Origin of the sequence: Nitrosomonas marina (assembly GCF_900110145.1) — a bacterium.
Lineage (GTDB): Bacteria > Pseudomonadota > Gammaproteobacteria > Burkholderiales > Nitrosomonadaceae > Nitrosomonas > Nitrosomonas marina.
On the sequence record NZ_FOCP01000003.1, the window covers coordinates 207,554 to 227,304 of the forward strand.

The following is a 19,751-nucleotide window of genomic DNA, read 5'->3' on the forward strand; positions in this document are numbered from 1 at the left end:
TCCGATAATTGTAAGGGCATCTTCGTATCTCCACGCAATTTCATTTAGACCGATTGAACTCAGGTTGATTTCCTTGCCTTTTAATTGTTCTCGTATGACCGTTTTTATACAGCCTGGGTAATTTCAAACAATTTCAGGCAATAACGTTAATGCGCTTGATCTGAACCGGCAATAAGACAAATATTATTCCATCTCCACAAAGCGCTCATAGCGCTGCTTCAATTCCGGCATAACCTTCTCTGCCGCTGCATATCCTGATTCGAAAAGCTGCTCACCACGCGTAAAGTCGGCAAAGGGAAAGGCTGAAGTATCCGGAGTCAACAGAAAATCGCTTTCTGACATATGCAATTTGGCCAATTCATGTGAACTGACCTCAAGAACGCGGTTGAGTGTTGAGAAATATCCAACATGCTGCATTTCACTTTCAAGAGTATGCGCATTATTTTTGCCGAATGTAGGGTGCAATTTAGTTCCAACATCAACGGCGACTATATAGTCCGCACACTGTTTTCTGAGAACGGAACTTGGTACGTTGATCAATACGCCGCCATCTACAAGAGCAAGCCCGTCTCGCCAGATCGGCTTGCCAAAAACCGGATAATTAATACTCTCCAATATACTATTGACCGCTCCCCCGTTTGAACGGATAACTGCCTGACCGCTGATCAGATCAGCCGAAATCGTATGTACCGGCAGCAACAATTGCTCGAGCATAAGGCCTTTCAAATATTTTCTTAACCTGTGTTCTATCAAGCCAAACCTGAATAACGTCCACAAATAAAACTGACTCATTTTAGGTATGAAGCGCATAATTCCGGGCGGTTGCATTTCATTGTTAAACAGGTTCAGTAGATGCTTTGGATTAAATCCTGCCCCAAGTCCCACGGCAATGATCGCGCCCGCACTGGTACCTGCGACACGATCAAAATATAGCCCGTGCTCTTCAAATGCCGCAATAACACCAATATGCGCCAGACCATGTGCACCGCCGCCGCCCAGCGCCAGCCCCATGTGAACGTCTCTTGCAATATGATAAAGACGTGTTAGATCCGCAGTCCGCATTTCATTGTTATACGCGCTATAGATACATCGTACCGCTTCAAGATCTGTCGGCATTACATACGTGGAATTATCCGCGAGATTATAAGATTTTGATTGTATCCAGACAGCCTGGATGCGCCTTTTAAGTTCCGAATGCTGCTGAAGCATCGCTTCGGCCAGTTCGATGAAGGCTTGTTTGACTGGTCGATTCTGCTCAATCAACCACCAGATTCGTTCACATTGCAATAACAGTTCCGCAGTTATCCGCCCCCCATGCAAATCGATAAACACATGGTCACAACGCTTCGTAGCTGATATTAATTCCAGTAAAAATTTTGTTTTGTCCGTCGAGGAATTTAGTGTATGGATTGGAAACGAATTTTTATGCGCAGTTAGTTCCCAGAATGACATTCGATCAGTAAAAACTTCTATTGTTTTATTTTTCTGGGAAAAAAAATGCACCACGGAAGGCGCAATCAATGATGTCAATTCGGAGGTACGAATCAATCCGATTATATCCTGCTTATGGCGCACAATTTTTCGAGACTGAGCGCCCAGCAACCATTTACCAATAGTACGGCTTAGCTTGATTGAAAACTCAGGCAAAGTTTTAGCCAACTGATAAAAGTCGCGCTTGGAAATCTCCAGTACCGTTGTATCCATGACGGCCGTCGCTGTTGCTGCACGACGACCACCGATCAGCAATGACAGTTCACCAAAATGATCCCCCTGTTGCAGCATATTGACAACCCGTTCACTACCGTCTTCCTGGAGCATGCTTAGACGTACCCGTCCGAATAAAATAATAAACATGCTAGTACCTATGTCACCCTGCTGTATCAGCTTTTCACCGCTGTTAAAGGTACGACGCTTTGCTGCTGCCAATATTCTTTGCGTATCCTCGTTACTGAGCCCACCCAACTCAATTGGCAAATCCTGTTTATTATCGACCTTGTCATTCACGGCATAACTCTCGAACATTGGTTGCGGTATTCTTTCAGTTAATCAGTAAGCGATCAAGTTCAAACACAAGCATAAAAATGGCTGTTTGATACAACATTTGCTTTTAAAAATAAAATTCCACCCAAAGCTGTGTCGCTCTCGTTGCATAGAATGCGTTTTATCAAAATGTATCTTCGAGTTAGCAACTGATTATTAAACTAAATACATATCACGTGTGAGGCATTCAGAGTTATAATTTTCCCGAATCGTCATCGAATCTACAAAACTGTAAAAGAAACAATAATGCCCAGAAATACTTGTTTTGCTCACTTGCTGATAATAGCAAGCTGCGTTCTGCTCAACATCTCAACGGCAAGAGCCTCAACTGTTGACTGCTCTGAACACACCGCCCCTGCTACTTTTGTTATAGATAATGGCTTACTTTGCCTGCAGAAAATCATTATTGAAGAACAGCCTGAAATGGCGTTTTACACTGCTTCTCTGGCATGGACAGATACCAATAATCCCAATCAGTTCAGATTATTGAACACAGGCCCGGATATAAGCGCTGATCTAAACAGTCCGTCTTTTTCAACAATAAACGGTTTGCTTAGTTTACCCAAAGTCGATGTACCCGGCACCTACGGCACAGAACGTTATGTGGTCAATCTGGCCTTGACTGACAAAACGGATTTTTCAATATTCGAGCTTGTATCCGTATCGGTGTACATCAACCCTGATTTTATTCCCAATGTTACCTGGAAGCCCTATGGAATGCTCGACCAGGAAGAAAAACATGCTGTCGATCTGCTGGGCCGTTCGCTGCCTTATGCAAAACTGGCTGACGCGGTCTATGATTTTGACAACACAGTCATCGATCAGTGGATACTGATTGAAACAAAAGATAACAACTCCGGAATGCAGGCAGGCGTTTACTATGACCCGAACACCAATGAAGTAGCGCTTGCTTTCCGTGGAACAGAAACCTGTGATTTTCCATGCTCTCTCAGCGAGCTTGCAGAGCTTGCACTAGATACGGCAGCTGACACCTTGCTCACATTTGGGCTTGTCGACACACAGTTCGAAGATGCCATGGACTATGCCCGGAATGTCATCGAGCGCGCGCAAGGCAGGCAAATCATCGTAACCGGACACTCGCTTGGTGGCGGGCTGGCGCAGGCAGTTGGTTCAGCATTCGGACTGGAAACATTCGCTTTTAATTCCGCACCAGTTCCAGATGATTTTTTCGACGAGTATCCGCCCGCACTACCACAAGAAACACTCAATGACATTATCCATGTACTCGCCGATATACACGACCCGGTTTCCAACACCGATGAAACCGGCAAATTCTATCGGAACGCAGCGCATGTATCCTCGCTGATACAATTTGATTTTGATCTGAAAGAAATCCTGCCCCCGGAATTGCGAAAACTGGATGAACTAAGATTCAACCGTCACAGTATCACAACGCTTGTTGATAACGCATCCTCACTTCTAACGCTTTATCAGGACGGATGGTAGTGTCGAATATAAATGGATAGCATCCAATTGACGGTCGAACAGTTACAGATCACGGGTATACTGCTGATAACTGCCGCATTGTTTTTATGGGGAAGCTGGCGTCACGATATGGTTGCCGTTGGAGCATTGCTGGCCTGTGCGATAACTGGTCTCGTCAGTTACACTGATGCTTTCCTGGGTTTCAGCCATCCCGCTGTAATTACAGTCGCGTGTATATTGATTCTCAGCGCTGGTCTGCAAAGCTCGGGAGCCGTTGACTGGCTGACAAGATGGCTTTTACCAGTTAAATCTGGCCCGACATTGTCAATGGTCGCACTGACCTGTCTGGCTGCAGTACTTTCTGGTTTTATGAACAACGTGGGAGCACTCGCAATCTTGATCCCGGTTGCATTGCAAATGGCGGCCAGACTGAATATGCCGCCCGGACAAATCTTGATGCCGGTAGCTTTCGGTTCAATTCTCGGTGGAATGACCACGATGATCGGCACACCACCCAATCTGATCGTTTCGGGCATTCGCGCAGAAACCACAGAACTGGGATATTTCTCCATGTTTGACTTTGCTCCCGTGGGTATAAGTGTTGCGATAGTGGGCGTACTGTTCATCACGCTCTTTGGCTGGCGACTCGTCCCTGAACGCAAGCAGGCGGGTTCCGAGGGTTTCGATCTCAGCGCCTACCTGACTGAAGCCCGTGTCCCTGAAGACAGCAAAGCCGTCGGCATGCGTTTGCACGAAGCCGAAGCAGCCCTGAGCGCAGCGGATGCGCAGGTTGTCGGTTTGGTGCGAAACGATGTTCGCGTAACACCGGCAAGTCTGAGTCGAAAAATCTACGCAAATGATATTCTGATTATCGAAGCGGAAGCGGAGCCTCTTGCCAATGCCTTATCCAGCCTGGGTTTAGTGCTGGAGGAAGCAAAAACTGATGAACAGACAAGCGACGAGGATAATTCTGAGCCCCAAAAGAACGAAAAAAAAGCAGCGGCGCAAAACGAGCAGTCAGATAATGAAAAAGACAAAAAACCCGGATCCAGCGAACTCATTTTAGCGGAATATGTCATATTGCCTGCTTCGTTTCTGGTAAATAGATCGCCCAGTATGATAGCACTGCGCACGCGATATGGAGTTAATTTGCTCGCATTATCTCGAACCGGCAGTCGAACTATGGCGCGTTTGCGTACTATCCAATTCAGAGCCGGCGACGTACTGCTGTTACAGGGTCCACCTGATGCGCTTGCTGAATTTGCTGAAAATACGGGTTGTGTACCGCTTGCAGAGAGAACGCTGCGCATTCCGGACAAGCGTAAGGCTTTGCTGAGCGGTCTGATTTTGTTGTCGGCAATTGGCATTATTGTATCCGGAGTCTTGCCGCCAGCCATTGCATTTTTGTGCGGTGTATTAGCTGTCACCGGGCTCCAGATCGTACCGCTGCGCAATGCATACCAAGTGATCGACTGGTCCGTCATTGTTTTACTGGCTGCACTTATACCGGTGGCAAGCGCAATGCAAAGTACCGGCGTAGCTGATTTGATTGCGCGCGGATTACTTGAAAGCCTGGCACAGGGGCATGCGATTATTGCACTGGGATTGATACTGATCGTTACCATGACATTATCGGATGTCATGAACAATGCGGCTACGGCAGCAGTCATGTGCCCGATTGCGCTAGGTACCGCCAATCAGCTTGGCGTCAATCCTGATGCCTTTCTGATGGCCGTTGCAGTAGGCGCCTCATGCGCCTTTCTGACACCGATCGGCCATCAAAATAATACATTAATACTCGGTCCGGGAGGTTTCCGTTTTGGCGATTACTGGCGGCTTGGACTGCCTTTGGAAATCCTGGTTGTCAGCGTCAGTATTCCCATGCTTATTTGGGTCTGGCCGCTATAAAAGCATATTGTACCGGGGATTAACGGCCAACTCTGTTCAAAGAAAAGGAATAAGAGCATTGAATTCATGGTTTCAATCAACAGGATAATTATTTTTTGGGTGCTATCGCTGGGCTGGCTGGTATCTGCTTATCATGCCGGCGGAATGATCCCCGACCAACAGCTCTGGTTTGTTTTACTGGTGACCTTTTTGTTCGGCCTGCCATTGTATATGGCTGCAACTTATTCAGTGACTATTCAACGAATTCATCGCGCCAATCAATTTCGCAATCTCGGCGTTTTATACTGGTTTCTGAACAAACGGTTCATGCCATATATCGGTTGGGCGCTCTGGTCTGTCACATTCACTTTTTTGCTGGTGTTTTATCTGGGCGTTACAAAAAAAATCGAGTGGATCGTCTTTCTTCTGACCGTCCCGGTGTTTTCGTGTTTTCACGCTGTTTTCGCACCGCTGGCAGCACGGGAATTCAGACCCTATATCGCTTTGCACAAATCACTGATTTGGACGCGTTGGGCAACAGCACTGGCAATGGCCGCTTTTTATGTACTTTATATCAAACTGGCAAGCAGATATCCATCCTATGCTTCGTTATCCGCAGCAATTGAAGCGAACAGTCCAGGTATCACTGGCACAAGCCAAAGCATCTTGATACTGGAAGTCGCTCGTCTGCTTGGATTTATCGAGGGACTGAAAGCATATATACTGGGCAATCTGCATTCATTCAGCGATATTTTTTTTCTGCTTGCGGTTTTTCTTTGCAGCGCCGTTCTTTTCTACAATATAGCACTTGCCATCTCCAGTTTTATGGTGCCGCTATCCGAATATCGCCGCGTACTAACACCATTGCAGGACGTGGATGTTCCTTCGCGTATTCCGTCACATTCACTGGCCGTTTCCTCTGCACTGCTAACTTTTTTCATGTTGTTTATTTACGTACCGTCTACTGTATATATCGATGCCTGGCTGCGTTCAACACCCAAGGTTGTAGAGCGCCTGCAGGATACCCAACGTACCGTTACAAAAAAAATCGAATCGTTGGAGAAAATTGGGGACGATTATTACAAACCGGGCACCATCGCTCAAACACGACAGGCCTACCTTGAAGTTGTTCAAGAGCTTGAGGCATCAGTGCTTCAACTCAAAAAAACATCAGATCAGAGCTTTATGCTTATGGCACAAAATGTGGACGACTACCTCGACTGGTATTACAGTCTGCCTGGAGAATATGAACGAATCGTAGCACTGGCAACTGGCAAACTGGAGCTCTGGATGACAGAAAAACTCGAGGCATACCTGACGCAAGGCAATGCATTTGGCCCGGTACAGCAGTCCATAGAAGACGCATTGCACAAAAATGAACAATTGCGTGCCGAATATCTTGACAAGATCAGCGCAATACTCGCTGAGAACCAGATTGAACCAGTAACACAGCAACCGGAAATCATTCAGTATTCCCCACTGGATGCTATCAAGGAACCACCCAGCAACAGCGTTATCATCAATTTGGAGAACCGGCTGCTGATTTCAGGCGGTATCGGAGCGGCTGGTGCGATCACCGGTGCGATTGCCGGCAAGGTCACAGGAAAAGTCATTGCCAAAGGCGCAATCAGCCTGGGCGCCAAAGCATTGGTTAAAGTAGCCGCCGGCAAAGCGGCCAGCGTGCTCGGAGGTGCCGCTGCCGGCGCTGCCAGCGGCGCCGCTATTGGCTCCGTTTTTCCCGGTATTGGCACAGCAATCGGTGCAGCACTTGGCGGAATCATAGGCGGCATATCTGTCGGCCTCGGCGTCGAGCATCTGCTGCTTAAACTGGAAGAACACTATTCACGCGATGAATTTAAAAAACAAATCCTTGATGCCATTGATGAGGCGCGGTTGGAATTCGAGGAATCATTGGGCATGCCCAATCATGATTCTAAAACCCACACTCCCTGAACTGAGCATGACAAGTATTCAGAACTTGATAAGTTTCATTGTACAGCAATGGTACAAACTGATTTACGGACAGTGGCCTGTTTCCAGACTGAAAAACAGTATAGGAAAGACGGCAACACTTTTCCGACCATAAATGAATAATCCGGATTGAAGGAGAATATACGTGCAGATTAAAGGCTCAGCCGGCCTCATTTTGCCCGGAGGAGGTGCACTTGCTGCGTACCAAGTCGGCGTGTTAAAAGCTATAGCTGAACTCTTTGGCAGCAGATGTTTGCCATTCGAGTCGATATCAGGCGTCAGTGCTGGCGCACTAAATGCTACGGCTCTTGCCCAGGATGCAGACAATTTTTTAGACGCGGTATTACGATTGGAACGCATCTGGACCGGATTGTATACACACAATGTCTTCACACTGGACTACAACTTGATGCGCGGTTTCATGACAAAAAACAACAAACCCCACTCGTTTCTCAATGTTTCCCCCCTGGCTGAGCTGTTGCAACGTGAGTTAGGAAATGACCAGCTGGTTGAAGCACAGTTGAAAAAAGGTCATCTCAAGGGGCTGGCGGTTACCGCTTCAAACTACTCAACTGGAGAAGCCACAACTTTTTTTGAATCAAGCATTGAATCACTGTACTGGCACGATCATCGACGTGATAGTGTTCGTACCAGAATCGGAGTACCTCATTTGCTTGCGTCTGCCGCTCTGCCACTTTTGTTTCCACCGCAACGTATCGGTAACGAATATTTCGTTGATGGATCATTACGTATGACCGAACCATTGCGGCCAGCCATCAAAATGGGGGCTGACAGAATCCTGATAATTGGCGTGCGCAATGAGACACTTCCCCTTGGAGACGAAGGTAACTACCAGCCCGGAGTTGCCGAAATCGCCGGCTTTACACTCGATTCTTTGTTTGCCGAAAACCTGAACACTGACATAGAGCGCATGCAGCAAATCAATCATATGCTCGGTCATATGAATTGGTGGCAACGCAAGAAAACCGGCCTCAGAAAAACCAAAGTGATGGTTATCCGTCCATCCCAAGACTTGCGTGTTATCGCAGCACGGTATGCTGTTAAACTACCGCGTGGAATTCGCCTGTTTTTGCGCACTGTTGGTGGTTGGGGCCATGAATGGCGATTGCCAAGTTTTTTGTTGTTTGAAGGTGTTTTCGCCCGTGAACTTATTAATCTTGGTTATTATGACGGCCTAAGGCAACGGCCAAAAATCAGTGATTTTTTTAGTTAAAGAACAACCAGACCCTGAATCGGCGCATGAACAACAACTCCACAGCCATTCTCAGCTTTACCAAAAGAGGAATTAGCGACGATAAGTGCACTCAGAAACTGTTGATTCTTGTTGAGCTTAAAGGATGCTATCGAGACTGATTGTAATACCCCGCCCACAAAAAAAGCTGCAAAAACAGAACACGTTTGAACAATCAGTAGTTTCAAAAATAATTACAAGATGTTTACATCACAAGCTTGTATAAATGTCACCATTTTTGAAATCTTGCATCCGGCGTTAATTTGCGGCCGTGATTAGTTTATAATTTAATTATCTATCAAGCCATTCGTTACCTTTTGACAAGATGGCGTCTCTAAACAATACTCAATGAATAATCTGAACAGCCTGCGTAAAACAAAAATCGTTGCAACCATCGGCCCGGCCTGTGACTCTTCCGATATTTTAAAGAAAATGATTGCTGCGGGCATGAATGTCGCCCGCCTGAATCTGTCTCATGGCACCATCGAAGAACATCAGGCCAGACTGGATCGGATTCGAGATACTGCCAATACGATGGGGGTGCATCTGGCCATAATGGTCGACACTCGAGGGATCGAAATTCGAACCGGCAAGCTTGAAAACATCTCGGCAGAACTCGTGCGCGGTGCAAAATTTATTTTGTACACCGATGGACGTATCGGTACCGATAAGGGTGTCTCCGTAACCTATAGAAACCTGCCCAGTGAGGTAAAATCGGGCATTCCGATTCTGATAGACGATGGAGCGATCGAGCTGGAAGTAACATCAATCGTGGATAACGAAATTATCTGCCAGATCATCCATGGCGGCGTTTTGAAGGAAAACAAAAGCGTCAATCTACCAGACACTGAATTGGCCGTCAGCGCTGTAAGCCCCGAATTCAGGGATGATATTGTACGGGAAATCAATTTTGCAGCTGACAATGATGTGGACTATCTGGCGGCATCTTTTGTACAAAGTGCAGAGGATATCCATCGTATTCGGGATATTTTTCTGGAAACTGATCGTCGCACACCGATTATTGCAAAAATCGAGAACAAAGCAGGTATCAAACACCTTGAGGACATCGTCAAAGCAGCAGATGGTGTAATGGTGGCACGTGGCGATCTCGGTGTTGAGTTGCCGCTAGCAGAAGTACCCGGGTTCCAGAAAAAAATCATACGTACCACAGTAATGAATGGAAAGCCGGTGATAACCGCCACCGAGATGCTGGCCTCCATGGAACGCAATCCCAAACCCACCCGCGCCGAAGCCAGCGATGTGGCCAATGCGATTCTTGACGGCACATCAGCAGTCATGCTCTCCGGAGAGACCGCGATAGGCAAGTTTCCGGTGGAAGCGGTGCGCACCATGTCGATTCTCGCCCAGCGAGCAGAAGCATCACTGAATGAATATGGGTATTTGCAAAAAACCCGTATGGATCCGGTAAATATTATTCCAGAGGTAGTCAGCCAGTCGGCGGTAAACATGGCTGAGAAGCTCCAGGCTGTTGCTATTTTCAGCCTTACTGAAACCGGACTGACATCCCGTTTGATTTCCAAAAACCGCCCTGCCTGCCCGATCCTGGCAGTAACCTATTCTCCCCTTGTAGCGCGACGGCTATCCATGAACTGGGGCGTCATCCCTTTACTCTGCGAGGAAGGCAGTGACGACAGCGCCAAACTTGAATTTGCAATAAACAGGGCCAAGAAACTGGGTTACATCAAAGCAGGAGATGTCGTTGTCGTAACAGCAGGCACTCAACATCGAGTTGGCGGTACAGACCTTATTCGCGTATTGAAAGTATAAGATTTTAATCCTGGCCAGATTTGTCTGCATTCCGAGTATTACGGATATAAGAGGTCATGGCTTTAAAAATCTCGGTCAATCAGTTGGCACATTGCCAACTGTGCACAGCATTCTATCCTGATCATCAATAATCACTATAAAACTATTGTTTGAATGAAGGTCTATCCCAAAAATCTCATCTTGCCCTCTATCGATAAGGTTAGTTCAAACCATTAACTTAATCGCTTCCTGCTACAGCCGGGAAGGAGGACAGCCAGATGACTATCAATTCAAACCGGCATCTACAACCAATACAACAAGATTTCACAATACAGAATATTATATATAAGAGCCGATACAGGAATATCATTTCGATTTTAATTGAACATAATATTGTCTACATCCAGACTGCTGAAAAAACTGGTTGTAATATCTCCATCACATCCTGTGAAATAACTGCGCCTTCGCCGATCGGCGCAGAATATGACGACATTGCAGAAACTAGCTGATCAGTTTCTTCATTCGACAGCGATGATGTCCCAGCATAAATCTGATCCAATTTGAATGAATTGTTAGAATACCAGTTACTGATCGTTATCTGATCATTTGTACCAACCACATATATTTCCAGATCATTCGAACTGCGGCTAAACCAAAGATTTTCATATGATATATTGGCAAATTGAAGCACATCGATACTTAACGCATTTGTATCATAATTGCTTATTGAATCATTACCATCACCTATTGCAAATACATAAGTGTCGTTACCCGAACCGCCATCCAGCGTATCATTGCTGCCCGCACCACCGCTAAGAATATCATCACCCGAGCTTCCGTACAGTCGGTCTGCCCCTTCTCCACCTTCAAGCAGATCATTACCATCATAACCGTTCAGATAGTCATCTCCGGAACCACCATACAAAGTATCATTACCGCTTTTACCATAGATCGTATCATTTCCACCCAAACCGTCTATCGTATCCTCATTTGCAAACCCGTTAATGACGTCTACACCATCGGTACCCTGAAGTACTTTTTGCATCACGGTATCTGGATTCCAGCTGGCACCGTCGGCAAATTCGATTGCATCCAGACTGTATGATGGATGTGCCGTATCCAGGTAGAAAAAGTATGAAACCGTGATTTTCTCACCAGTACTCTGCAGCGTTAGCGCAAGATCGTAACTTCCGGTTCGGGTCGCTAAAATATCATCAGGTGAAATACCCGAATCAAAGCGCAATACATCCTGGCTATTTGCATCAGTGTCATAGTTACTGATCATGACATTACCATCACCTGCCGCAAACAAGTACGTATCATTACCTGCACCACCGTCCAGCGTATCACTGCTACCCGTGCCACCACTTAGAATATCATCACCTGAACCGCCAAAAAGCCGATCGTTACCGTTTCCACCATCAAGTCTGTCATTGCCAGCATAACCGTTCAGGTAGTCATCTCCGGTACCTCCATACAAAATATCATTACCGCTTTTACCATAGATCGTATCATTTCCGCCCAAACCGTCTATCGTATCTTCATCTGCCGACCCGTTAATGACGTCTACACCATCGGTACCCTGAAGTACTTTTTGCATCACGGTATCTGGATTCCAGCTGACACCGTCGGCAAATTCGATTGCATCCAGCCTGTATGTTGGATGTGCCGTATCCAGGTAGAAAAAGTATGAAACCGTGATTTTCTCACCAGTACTCTGCAGCGTTAGCGCAAGATCGTAACTTCCGGTTCGGGTCGCTAAAATATCATCAGGTGAAATATCCGAATCAAAGCGCAATATATCCTGGCTGTTTGCATCAGTGTCATAGTTACTGATCATGACATTACCATCACCTGCCGCAAAAAGGTAGGTATCATTGCCAGCGCCGCCATCTAATGTGTCATTGCTGCCAGAGCCGCCGCTGAGTATATCATCACCCAAATTCCCATAGAGCCTGTCCGCACCAGCACCTCCATCAATTACATCGTTGCCGTCTCCACCATACAACGTATCATTACCGTCTAAACCGTTAATAGTATCATCTGAAGCGAAACCAATAATACTGTCATTTCCTTCAGTTCCCATCAGTGCCATTTGCGCTAGGACAATGCTATTCCAACTAGTACCATCGGCGAATTCAACGGCATTGAGCATGTATTGGTTGCCGGCAATGAAATGATTCTTTACAGTTATGATTTCACTAGTACCTTCTAACGAAAGTCTAAGATCATTACCAAATCGGGATACCAGTACAATACCTGGGCCAATTCCGGTATCAAATTGCAACACATCGTGACGACTTGCACCGGTATCGTAATTGTTGATGGTTGTCTTCCCATCACCTGCCGCAAACAGGTAAATATCATTGCCTGTACCGCCATCTAATGTATCATTGTCACCAGAATCGCCGCTGAGTGTATCATCACCGGCGCCACCGTACACTTGGTCTGCGCCATCTCCACCGTTAACGACATCGTTGCCACCATCACCGCGTAATATATCGTTACCATCCAGACCGTTGATTGTGTCATCTGTCGCAAAACCGGTGATATAGTCCGCACCTTCCGTTCCCGTCAGCACCAAATATGCAAGGACTTCACTGTCCCAGCTAGTTCCGTCGGCAAACTCAACTGAATTGAGTTTGTATTGGTCACCATAGAAATGATACTGTATTGAGATGATCTCACCGGTACCTAGCACCGTCAGATACAAATTTTGACCGACTCGTGATACTTGCACGTCATCAGGATTAATATCCGTATCAAAACGCAAAACGTCATTGCTGTTTGTGTCGGTATCATAATTACTGATGGTAGTATTGCCGTCACCAACCGAGAACAGGTAAATATCGTTACCTTCATCGCCACTCAAAATATCATTGCTACCGGCCCCTCCACTGAGAATATCGTCACCCATACCTCCGTGGACTGAGTCACTACCGTCACCGCCTAAGAGTGTATCGTTTCCTTCAACCCCATATAGATAATCGTTTCCCGAGCCACCGTATATGATGTCTTCACCTTCTCTGCCATTTATCGTGTCTTCACCACCCAGACCATTAATAATGTCGTCTGAAGCAAATCCGTACATGGTATCGTTACTATCTGTACCGGTTAACGCCAGTTGTTTAACTGTTGATGAATCCCAACTGGTACCATCACTGAATTCAATCGCATCCAGCATATAGCTACTGCTGGTATCCAGATAAAAATAATTGGTGACTGTGATTCGTTCTCCGGTTGTCAGTATTGACAATAACAAACTATACGTATTGCGCGATACCGTTACATCAGCCGGAGTGATACCTTCCATAAACCGAAGAACATCATGACTGTCTCCCTTATCATGGTTATTAATGGTAGTGTTGCTATCACCTGCCGCATACAGATAGGTGTCATTGCCTGCATCACCTCTCATATGATCATTTGCACCGGTGCCACCGCGCAAAATATCATCGCCAGCACCGCCAAAAAGCATATCGGTGCCGTCACCGCCATCCAAATTGTCACTGCCGCCAGTACCATATAAACCATCATTGCCAGCACCACCAGATAATACGTCGTTGCCCTCACCACCGGTTAATGAATCATTACCATCACCACCACTCAGGTTATCGTTACCGCTGGCTCCGGCAATGATGTCGTCTCCGGCTAAACCTTCAATAATATCGTCCGTCTCGAATCCCGTCAGATTGTCGTCACCAGTTGTACTTTCTATCACCATCGATCTGACCGTTGAAATCCCCCAACTGGTTCCATCACTGAATTCAATGTTTTCCAGCACATATGTACCGGCAAGATCACCATAGAAATAATTAAAAATCGACACTACTTCTCCAGTGGTTTCTACGATTAAATCCAGACTGTTTAGATTACGGGCCGCTGAGACGTTTTCCGGTGTTATACCTTCCAAAAAGCGTAATACATCATGGTTATCGTCCCCATAATTATTATTAATGGATATATCGCCATCGCCCAGTGCAAAGAGATACGTGTCGTTACCACGGTCACCGCGCAAATGATCGTTATTTCCACCGCCACCGCGCAGGATGTCATCACCGTCACCACCCATCAGTAAATCACGGCCGCCTCCACCAAACAGGATATCGTCCCCGCTACTGCCGCTTAAATTGTCGTTACCGGCACCGCCGTTCAGAATATCATTACCGATAAACCCGGATAAGCTGGCATAGCCCGGTTCACTGAAAACAATATCGTCGTTCGCACCGGTCATTTGATCGCGCCAGATAATACTCACACCCAGACCCTGCAGAATCGTACTGGTTTGTTCACCAGCAGCGTCTGCATCAATCCAGTTTCTCAACAAATCCAGACCGTTCCAACCTTTATCCTGCAATATTTCACCGGCATATTTGTTCAGTTCGATCAAATCAGCCAATGCAGCAGCGGGGTCAGCCGCTTTTTGACTGTCTAGCAATGCAACCATGGCCGAGAAATCCACGTAAACTTCGGATGATTCATTCACTTTTAGCGCGATTTCATCCAGATATGGTGAAAGCCGCGTTTGCAGAATCAAACTGCCATAGACTGATTCTTTCAATAATTCATAGCTTTGATGCATGAATTCGATCTGCTGGGTTGACAAGGTAACATAGACTCTTTTTGTTCCCAGCATGCCGGGTACCGGATTGACCGTATTGCTGAATCCATTACCCAATGTTACTTTGTCAGCATCGACAGTCACGAAAGATGTACCGTTAAATCGCTCCAGGATACTGATCGTCTCAACAATCTCTTGCTGTTGTTGCAACATCTGTTGGTATTCAGTGCGCGCTTCAGCGCTGAGCGAATCCAGAAAAGCGGTGTCCGTGGTGTTCCAGTAAGCCAGGTGCGCATCATGATCCGACCATGATTGACCGGGCAACAGGTATAACAATAAAAAATTCTGGTCGGCGGCCTGTTCGACGCTGGTCTTCATCGTAGACGTCTGCGCCCATGAAAATAACAAATCATCAAGCAAAGCCAGTTGGCCAGCAAGACTGCTTTGACCGGCATAATTTGTCAGCACATTTGCCAAAGCCGGCGACAGGCTAGCTGCCTCACGTAAATCGCGCACTAAGCCGGATGCTTTGCTATCGGGCAGACTTTTGGCTTCTTCGGTCAACGAAATGCTGTTGGTAAATTCACGGTAAAACGAATTGTTCGCCAAATCCAGATTGCCCGTCTGCCCCTCGCCATCGACGGTTAAATGCGCTGCTGCTGCCGTTTGCACATTGCCGTTGCCGAAATTAACGTTCTGGTTGGCGGCATTCAGGTCGACACTCACAATGCCGAGTTCCGCCAGGGAAAACAATTCATTAGCGGTTGAAATCCCGTTCTGGTTGAAATCGCGCCATACCTGAACCAATGCAAACGCTTCATCGCTCGTATCAAACACTCCATCAGCATTTGAATCCAGATCGCCCAGCGCATCGAAGCCGTTTGTCGCCAATACGCCACTGTTTGTTACCGTATCAACCCCAAACAATTCCGCACCGGTATCGATCGTACCATTGTCATTACGATCACGTACCAGGAAACCGTCATCACTATTAACCCAGCCTGTGCCGGTCCTGATACCGTCGCCATCATGGTCAAAGACCACCACAGTATTGCCAATGCCAATGGTTTCGATGCCGTCGTTATCAAGATCGAGCACCAATGGATCTGTGCGGGGTGGCATCCAGTTTTTAGATTGGTTGTAGAAGCTGTCGATCGAAGAATTAATACCAAAAAAACTGTCCCCTATCAAATAACCCAGATTATTTAACATTGGTGTAGCAGCACCTAGAATTATGAATATCGAACCCGGTAATGCGGAAACTGGAAATGTTACCAACGTACTACCTATAGCATTTGACAATGCAGCGTAGTCCTCCCAGGTATATTCATTATCTGATCCCGCTTGTGCCATTTGGCCCAATGATAATACTTGTGCAAGTTTACCTAAAGGAAATGAAACTGCAGTCCAGTTTTTAACACTTGGAATTATTACCATATAGGCTACTGCGGCCGACATATTATTTATGGTAACAGTAGGAGCACCATTAACCACTAATGTATCGGTAGCATCCTTTCCTATATCTACAGAAGAAGCCACTGCCCCAGCACCACTTGCTGCCGACTCTATTGCAGAATGAGCTTCATCAGAATATTGATTGATCAAACTATCAGGAATTTTTCTACTCAACTCACGACCCCAAATTGTTGTCTTAATCTTATTGTTTCACCTTCAAAAAACAAGATAAACAAAGTAGTAACACAAAGCGCTATCCCAATACCCTCAAAGAATCTGAAATATTTCTCCAACTTACTATTCTCTTTTCTACGTCCAGTTATTCTAGGTACAGCATTTTTAATTTCTAGAATAAATCCATCTTTCATAAAAAATAATCTTGAAATTAATGCAGAAATTACAATGCTAATAAACAACAACTTGAGCCATGGATGATTAGCTAAAACTGGAAATATCTTAATAGTAAAGGCAAACAATGCCCCCAAAATTAGAAACACACTTGTCCACAAATTCATCAATCAGGCCTCCTTAGTTTTGAAATTATTCTAAAATTAAGAATCAAAAATTAATTAGCTCAACAATTAAGCAATAAACAGAATTATTCGAAATCCATGTTGACCACTTATTAGTGGTAATTTGTCTAAATCTAACTTTTCTTAGATAGAATCAACTAATAGCCTAAACCCTAAACCCTAAACCTCTATTCGCTCTCGACCAGTTTAAAGATTATGGAATCGTCAATAAACTCGTTGCAATCCACACACTCAACGAAAAAACAGTACTCAGCGATTCTATTAAATGAACATAATAAAATGTCTAGAAAACAGGGAGTTCTAAAATCTGTAGGCATGGACGGTAATACCTCAATGAAGCAAGTATCTAACTTATTAGAAACGGATAATTGAATAAAATCTTAAATTTGCCCAAGAAAAATTATTGAATTGAATTTGACCTGATAGTCACTCCCGATAAACCGGTAACTGTCCGATCAAGTTTAAATCAGTATATGTAACGGTGTTAACACCAAGGGACTTTGTCGTACTTTAACTGCCAAGCGATTTTGTCGTATTCAATAATTACCAAGGGAAATTGACGGATCTATTTGATCAGTGATTTTCTAAATATTCCATTGTGTTTATTCGGAGGTCACAAAGGATGATTATTATGGATTCAAAAGCTCAGCTCGTTGTAGATGTGATTGCTAAAGTCTCACAAGGAAAAGTGAGTATTATTAACACTGTCAAGCTGTTGAATAAATCACGTCGGACAATAGAACGCTACCTTCAGTGGTATCAACAAGCTGGTATTCAGTTTGTCGTTCATCGTAATACTGGCAGAGCACCTTCCAATAAAACACCTGAATGCCTGAAAAGGCAGGTTCAGTCTCTTATAAAAGAAAAATACTATGATGTGAATTTGCAACATCTTGCTGAGCTCTTAGACACGAACGAAAATATCCAGGTAAAGCGAGCTGTATATTCCGGCCCAACGTGAACAAATATTCTGGTTGAAGATGAACATTTTTGCTAATTTTCCGGAATCGCTGTTCAACATGGCCAGAATTTTTTCAACGCATTGTTTTTAATTTAGTTTGCTAAGCTGTCCGCCTTTTGGGCGGCAGACATTGGCAGCCAAGAGGATAACAATGCGCAATATCAGAGAAGTTTTACGCTTGCGACTGGGCGCCAGGTTGAAATACCGGCAGATCAGTCAAAGCACGAAAGTGAGTATGGGCAGCATCGAGAAGCCGCTATCTCGCGCGGGGGAACTGGGCCTGTCCTGGCCTTTGCCTGATAACCTGGACGATGCCGGCCTGGCTCGCCTGTTTTATCCATCGTCTGACACCACGGTATCATCGCGGCATATTAAGCCTGACTGGTCAGTCGTTCACCAGGAGCTCAAACGCAAAGGCATGACCAGGCAGTTGCTGTGGGAAGAATATACGGCCGCCCATCCCAACCGTTGTTGCAGTTACTCGCAATACTGCGACCGTTACCGTCACTGGCTGGAAAAGCAAAAGCGCTCCATGCGCCAGACGCATAAGGCTGGTGAGAAATACTTGGTCGATTATTGTGGGCAAAGCGTACCGATCATTAACGCGGCCAGTGGCAAGGTAATCTCCCCATTATTAACCGAAGCCAAAAGTAGAAGCTAATGCGCTAATTGAGCAAGTTTTTGTTTTGGTGTTATTCCCCTGATGGCAGTATTTGGCCGTTCATGATTATAGGGCCACAGCCATTTAGTTGCATAGTCCCGAACTTCAGCGATAGACTCAAAGCAGTGATGGTTCAACCAGTCATAGCGCACTGTTCTATTGTAGCGCTCGATGTAGGCGTTCTGTTGAGGATTGCCTGGTTGAATGAATGATAGCTGTATGTCGTTCTTTTCCGCCCAGGCAATTAGCGCGCCACTGATGTATTCTGGCTCATTGTCACAGCGAAGCCGATTGGGTTTGCCACGCCATTCGATCAAGCGGTTTAGCGTACGAATAACACGCTCTGAAGGTAAGGAAAAATCACTTCAATACCCAGCCCCTCTCGGTTACAGTCATCGAGTATATTTAATAACCGAAAGCTGCGGCCATCTTCCATCCGATCGTGCATAAAATCCATTGATCAGGTTTCATTGATTGTTGATGGCACCGTCAGCTCTTCAGGTCTGTCACGTTTGAGCCGCTTTCTCGGTTTAATCCGCATATTCAATTCCAGCTCCCGATATATACGGTAAACGCGCTTGTGGTTCCAGGGAAAACCTTTTACGTTGGGCAAATACAGAAAGCATAACCCGAACCCCCAGTTCCGCTGGTTGTGTGTCAGCCGTAACAGCCAATCAGCTATGAGGCGATTATCAGCACAGAGCCTGGCCAGGTAACGATAGCAGGTTTCACTGATACCATAGATCTCGCAAACCATACGGATACTCGCTTTTCTTTGCTTAACAGCCTGTATTGCCAGTTCGCGCCGCCGTCGGGGCGCTACCACTTTTTTCGAGCGCCTCCTTGCGTAACTCGGACTTTAACCGCTCTTCGGCATACATCTTTTTCAATCGGCGGCTCTCTTCCTCAAGCTCTTTGAACCGCGCTATCATCGATGTATCCATACCGCCGTATTTGCTGCGCCATTTGTAAAATGTCGCACTACTCATACCCATGTTCACGGCACAATTCAGGCACCGGTACGCCTGCCTCAGCCTGTTTGAGTATCGTCATGATCTGACTGTCACTGAATTTCGATTTCTTCATTGCAGAACCTCCTGTCTATAAATTACAAGAAAATTCGTAAGCGTCCGGCGCGACCATCTATAATTTTTCTTGTTTTAATGCTTCGATAAATTCCGGCGTTAACGGCAACAACTCATCAATACGGCTATTAG

8 protein-coding genes and 3 pseudogenes are annotated in these 19,751 nt (G+C 45.8%); 7 read left to right on the forward strand and 4 right to left on the reverse strand.

Annotation, left to right across the window (positions count from 1 at the left end; translation table 11 throughout):
* Nucleotides 1-183: 183 nt before the first annotated feature.
* Nucleotides 184-2,022, reverse strand: coding sequence for a patatin-like phospholipase family protein (locus BMX44_RS03615; RefSeq protein WP_090628117.1), 1,839 nt, complete (start codon nt 2,020-2,022; stop codon nt 184-186).
* Nucleotides 2,023-2,286: 264 nt separating this feature from the next.
* Here BMX44_RS03615 and BMX44_RS03620 point away from each other — a divergent pair, with 264 nt between their 5' ends.
* The 5 genes from BMX44_RS03620 (at nt 2,287) to pyk (ending at nt 10,384) form a co-directional block, all read left to right on the forward strand.
* Nucleotides 2,287-3,507, forward strand: coding sequence for a Tle-like phospholipase domain-containing protein (locus BMX44_RS03620; RefSeq protein ID WP_143056878.1), 1,221 nt, complete (start codon nt 2,287-2,289; stop codon nt 3,505-3,507).
* Nucleotides 3,508-3,519: 12 nt separating this feature from the next.
* Entirely contained in the window at nt 3,520-5,394 is a 1,875-nt protein-coding gene (locus BMX44_RS03625) for an SLC13 family permease (protein WP_218143914.1), read from the forward strand.
* A gap of 66 nt (nt 5,395-5,460) precedes the next feature.
* On the forward strand, nt 5,461-7,326 hold the full coding sequence (locus BMX44_RS03630) for a hypothetical protein (RefSeq protein ID WP_090628120.1): 1,866 nt from the start codon (nt 5,461-5,463) through the stop codon (nt 7,324-7,326).
* Nucleotides 7,327-7,489: 163 nt separating this feature from the next.
* Nucleotides 7,490-8,578 (forward strand): patatin-like phospholipase family protein, encoded by a 1,089-nt coding sequence (locus BMX44_RS03635; protein WP_177167654.1) that lies wholly within the window; start codon nt 7,490-7,492, stop codon nt 8,576-8,578.
* A gap of 366 nt (nt 8,579-8,944) precedes the next feature.
* On the forward strand, nt 8,945-10,384 hold the full coding sequence (pyk, locus tag BMX44_RS03640; RefSeq protein WP_090628126.1) for a pyruvate kinase: 1,440 nt from the start codon (nt 8,945-8,947) through the stop codon (nt 10,382-10,384).
* Between the two features lie 376 nt (nt 10,385-10,760).
* Here pyk and BMX44_RS17180 read toward each other — a convergent pair whose 3' ends face one another.
* Both BMX44_RS17180 and BMX44_RS03650 read right to left on the reverse strand, forming a co-directional pair.
* Nucleotides 10,761-16,553: a calcium-binding protein gene (locus BMX44_RS17180; protein ID WP_090628128.1), complete on the reverse strand. Its 5,793-nt coding sequence runs from the start codon at nt 16,551-16,553 to the stop codon at nt 10,761-10,763.
* A complete protein-coding gene (locus tag BMX44_RS03650; protein WP_177167655.1) occupies nt 16,550-16,897 on the reverse strand; it encodes a hypothetical protein in 348 nt (115 codons plus the stop codon). Before BMX44_RS03650 ends, BMX44_RS17180 begins: the two co-directional genes overlap by 4 nt.
* Before the next feature lie 637 nt (nt 16,898-17,534).
* Here BMX44_RS03650 and BMX44_RS03655 point away from each other — a divergent pair.
* A pseudogene (locus BMX44_RS03655) lies at nt 17,535-17,864 on the forward strand (ISNCY family transposase); the annotation flags it as partial.
* Nucleotides 17,865-18,003: 139 nt separating this feature from the next.
* A pseudogene (locus BMX44_RS03660) lies at nt 18,004-18,495 on the forward strand (IS21 family transposase); the annotation flags it as partial.
* 35 nt (nt 18,496-18,530) lie between these two features.
* Here BMX44_RS03660 and BMX44_RS03665 read toward each other — a convergent pair.
* Nucleotides 18,531-19,620: pseudogene (locus BMX44_RS03665) on the reverse strand (IS3 family transposase).
* Between the last annotated feature and the right edge of the window lie 131 nt (nt 19,621-19,751).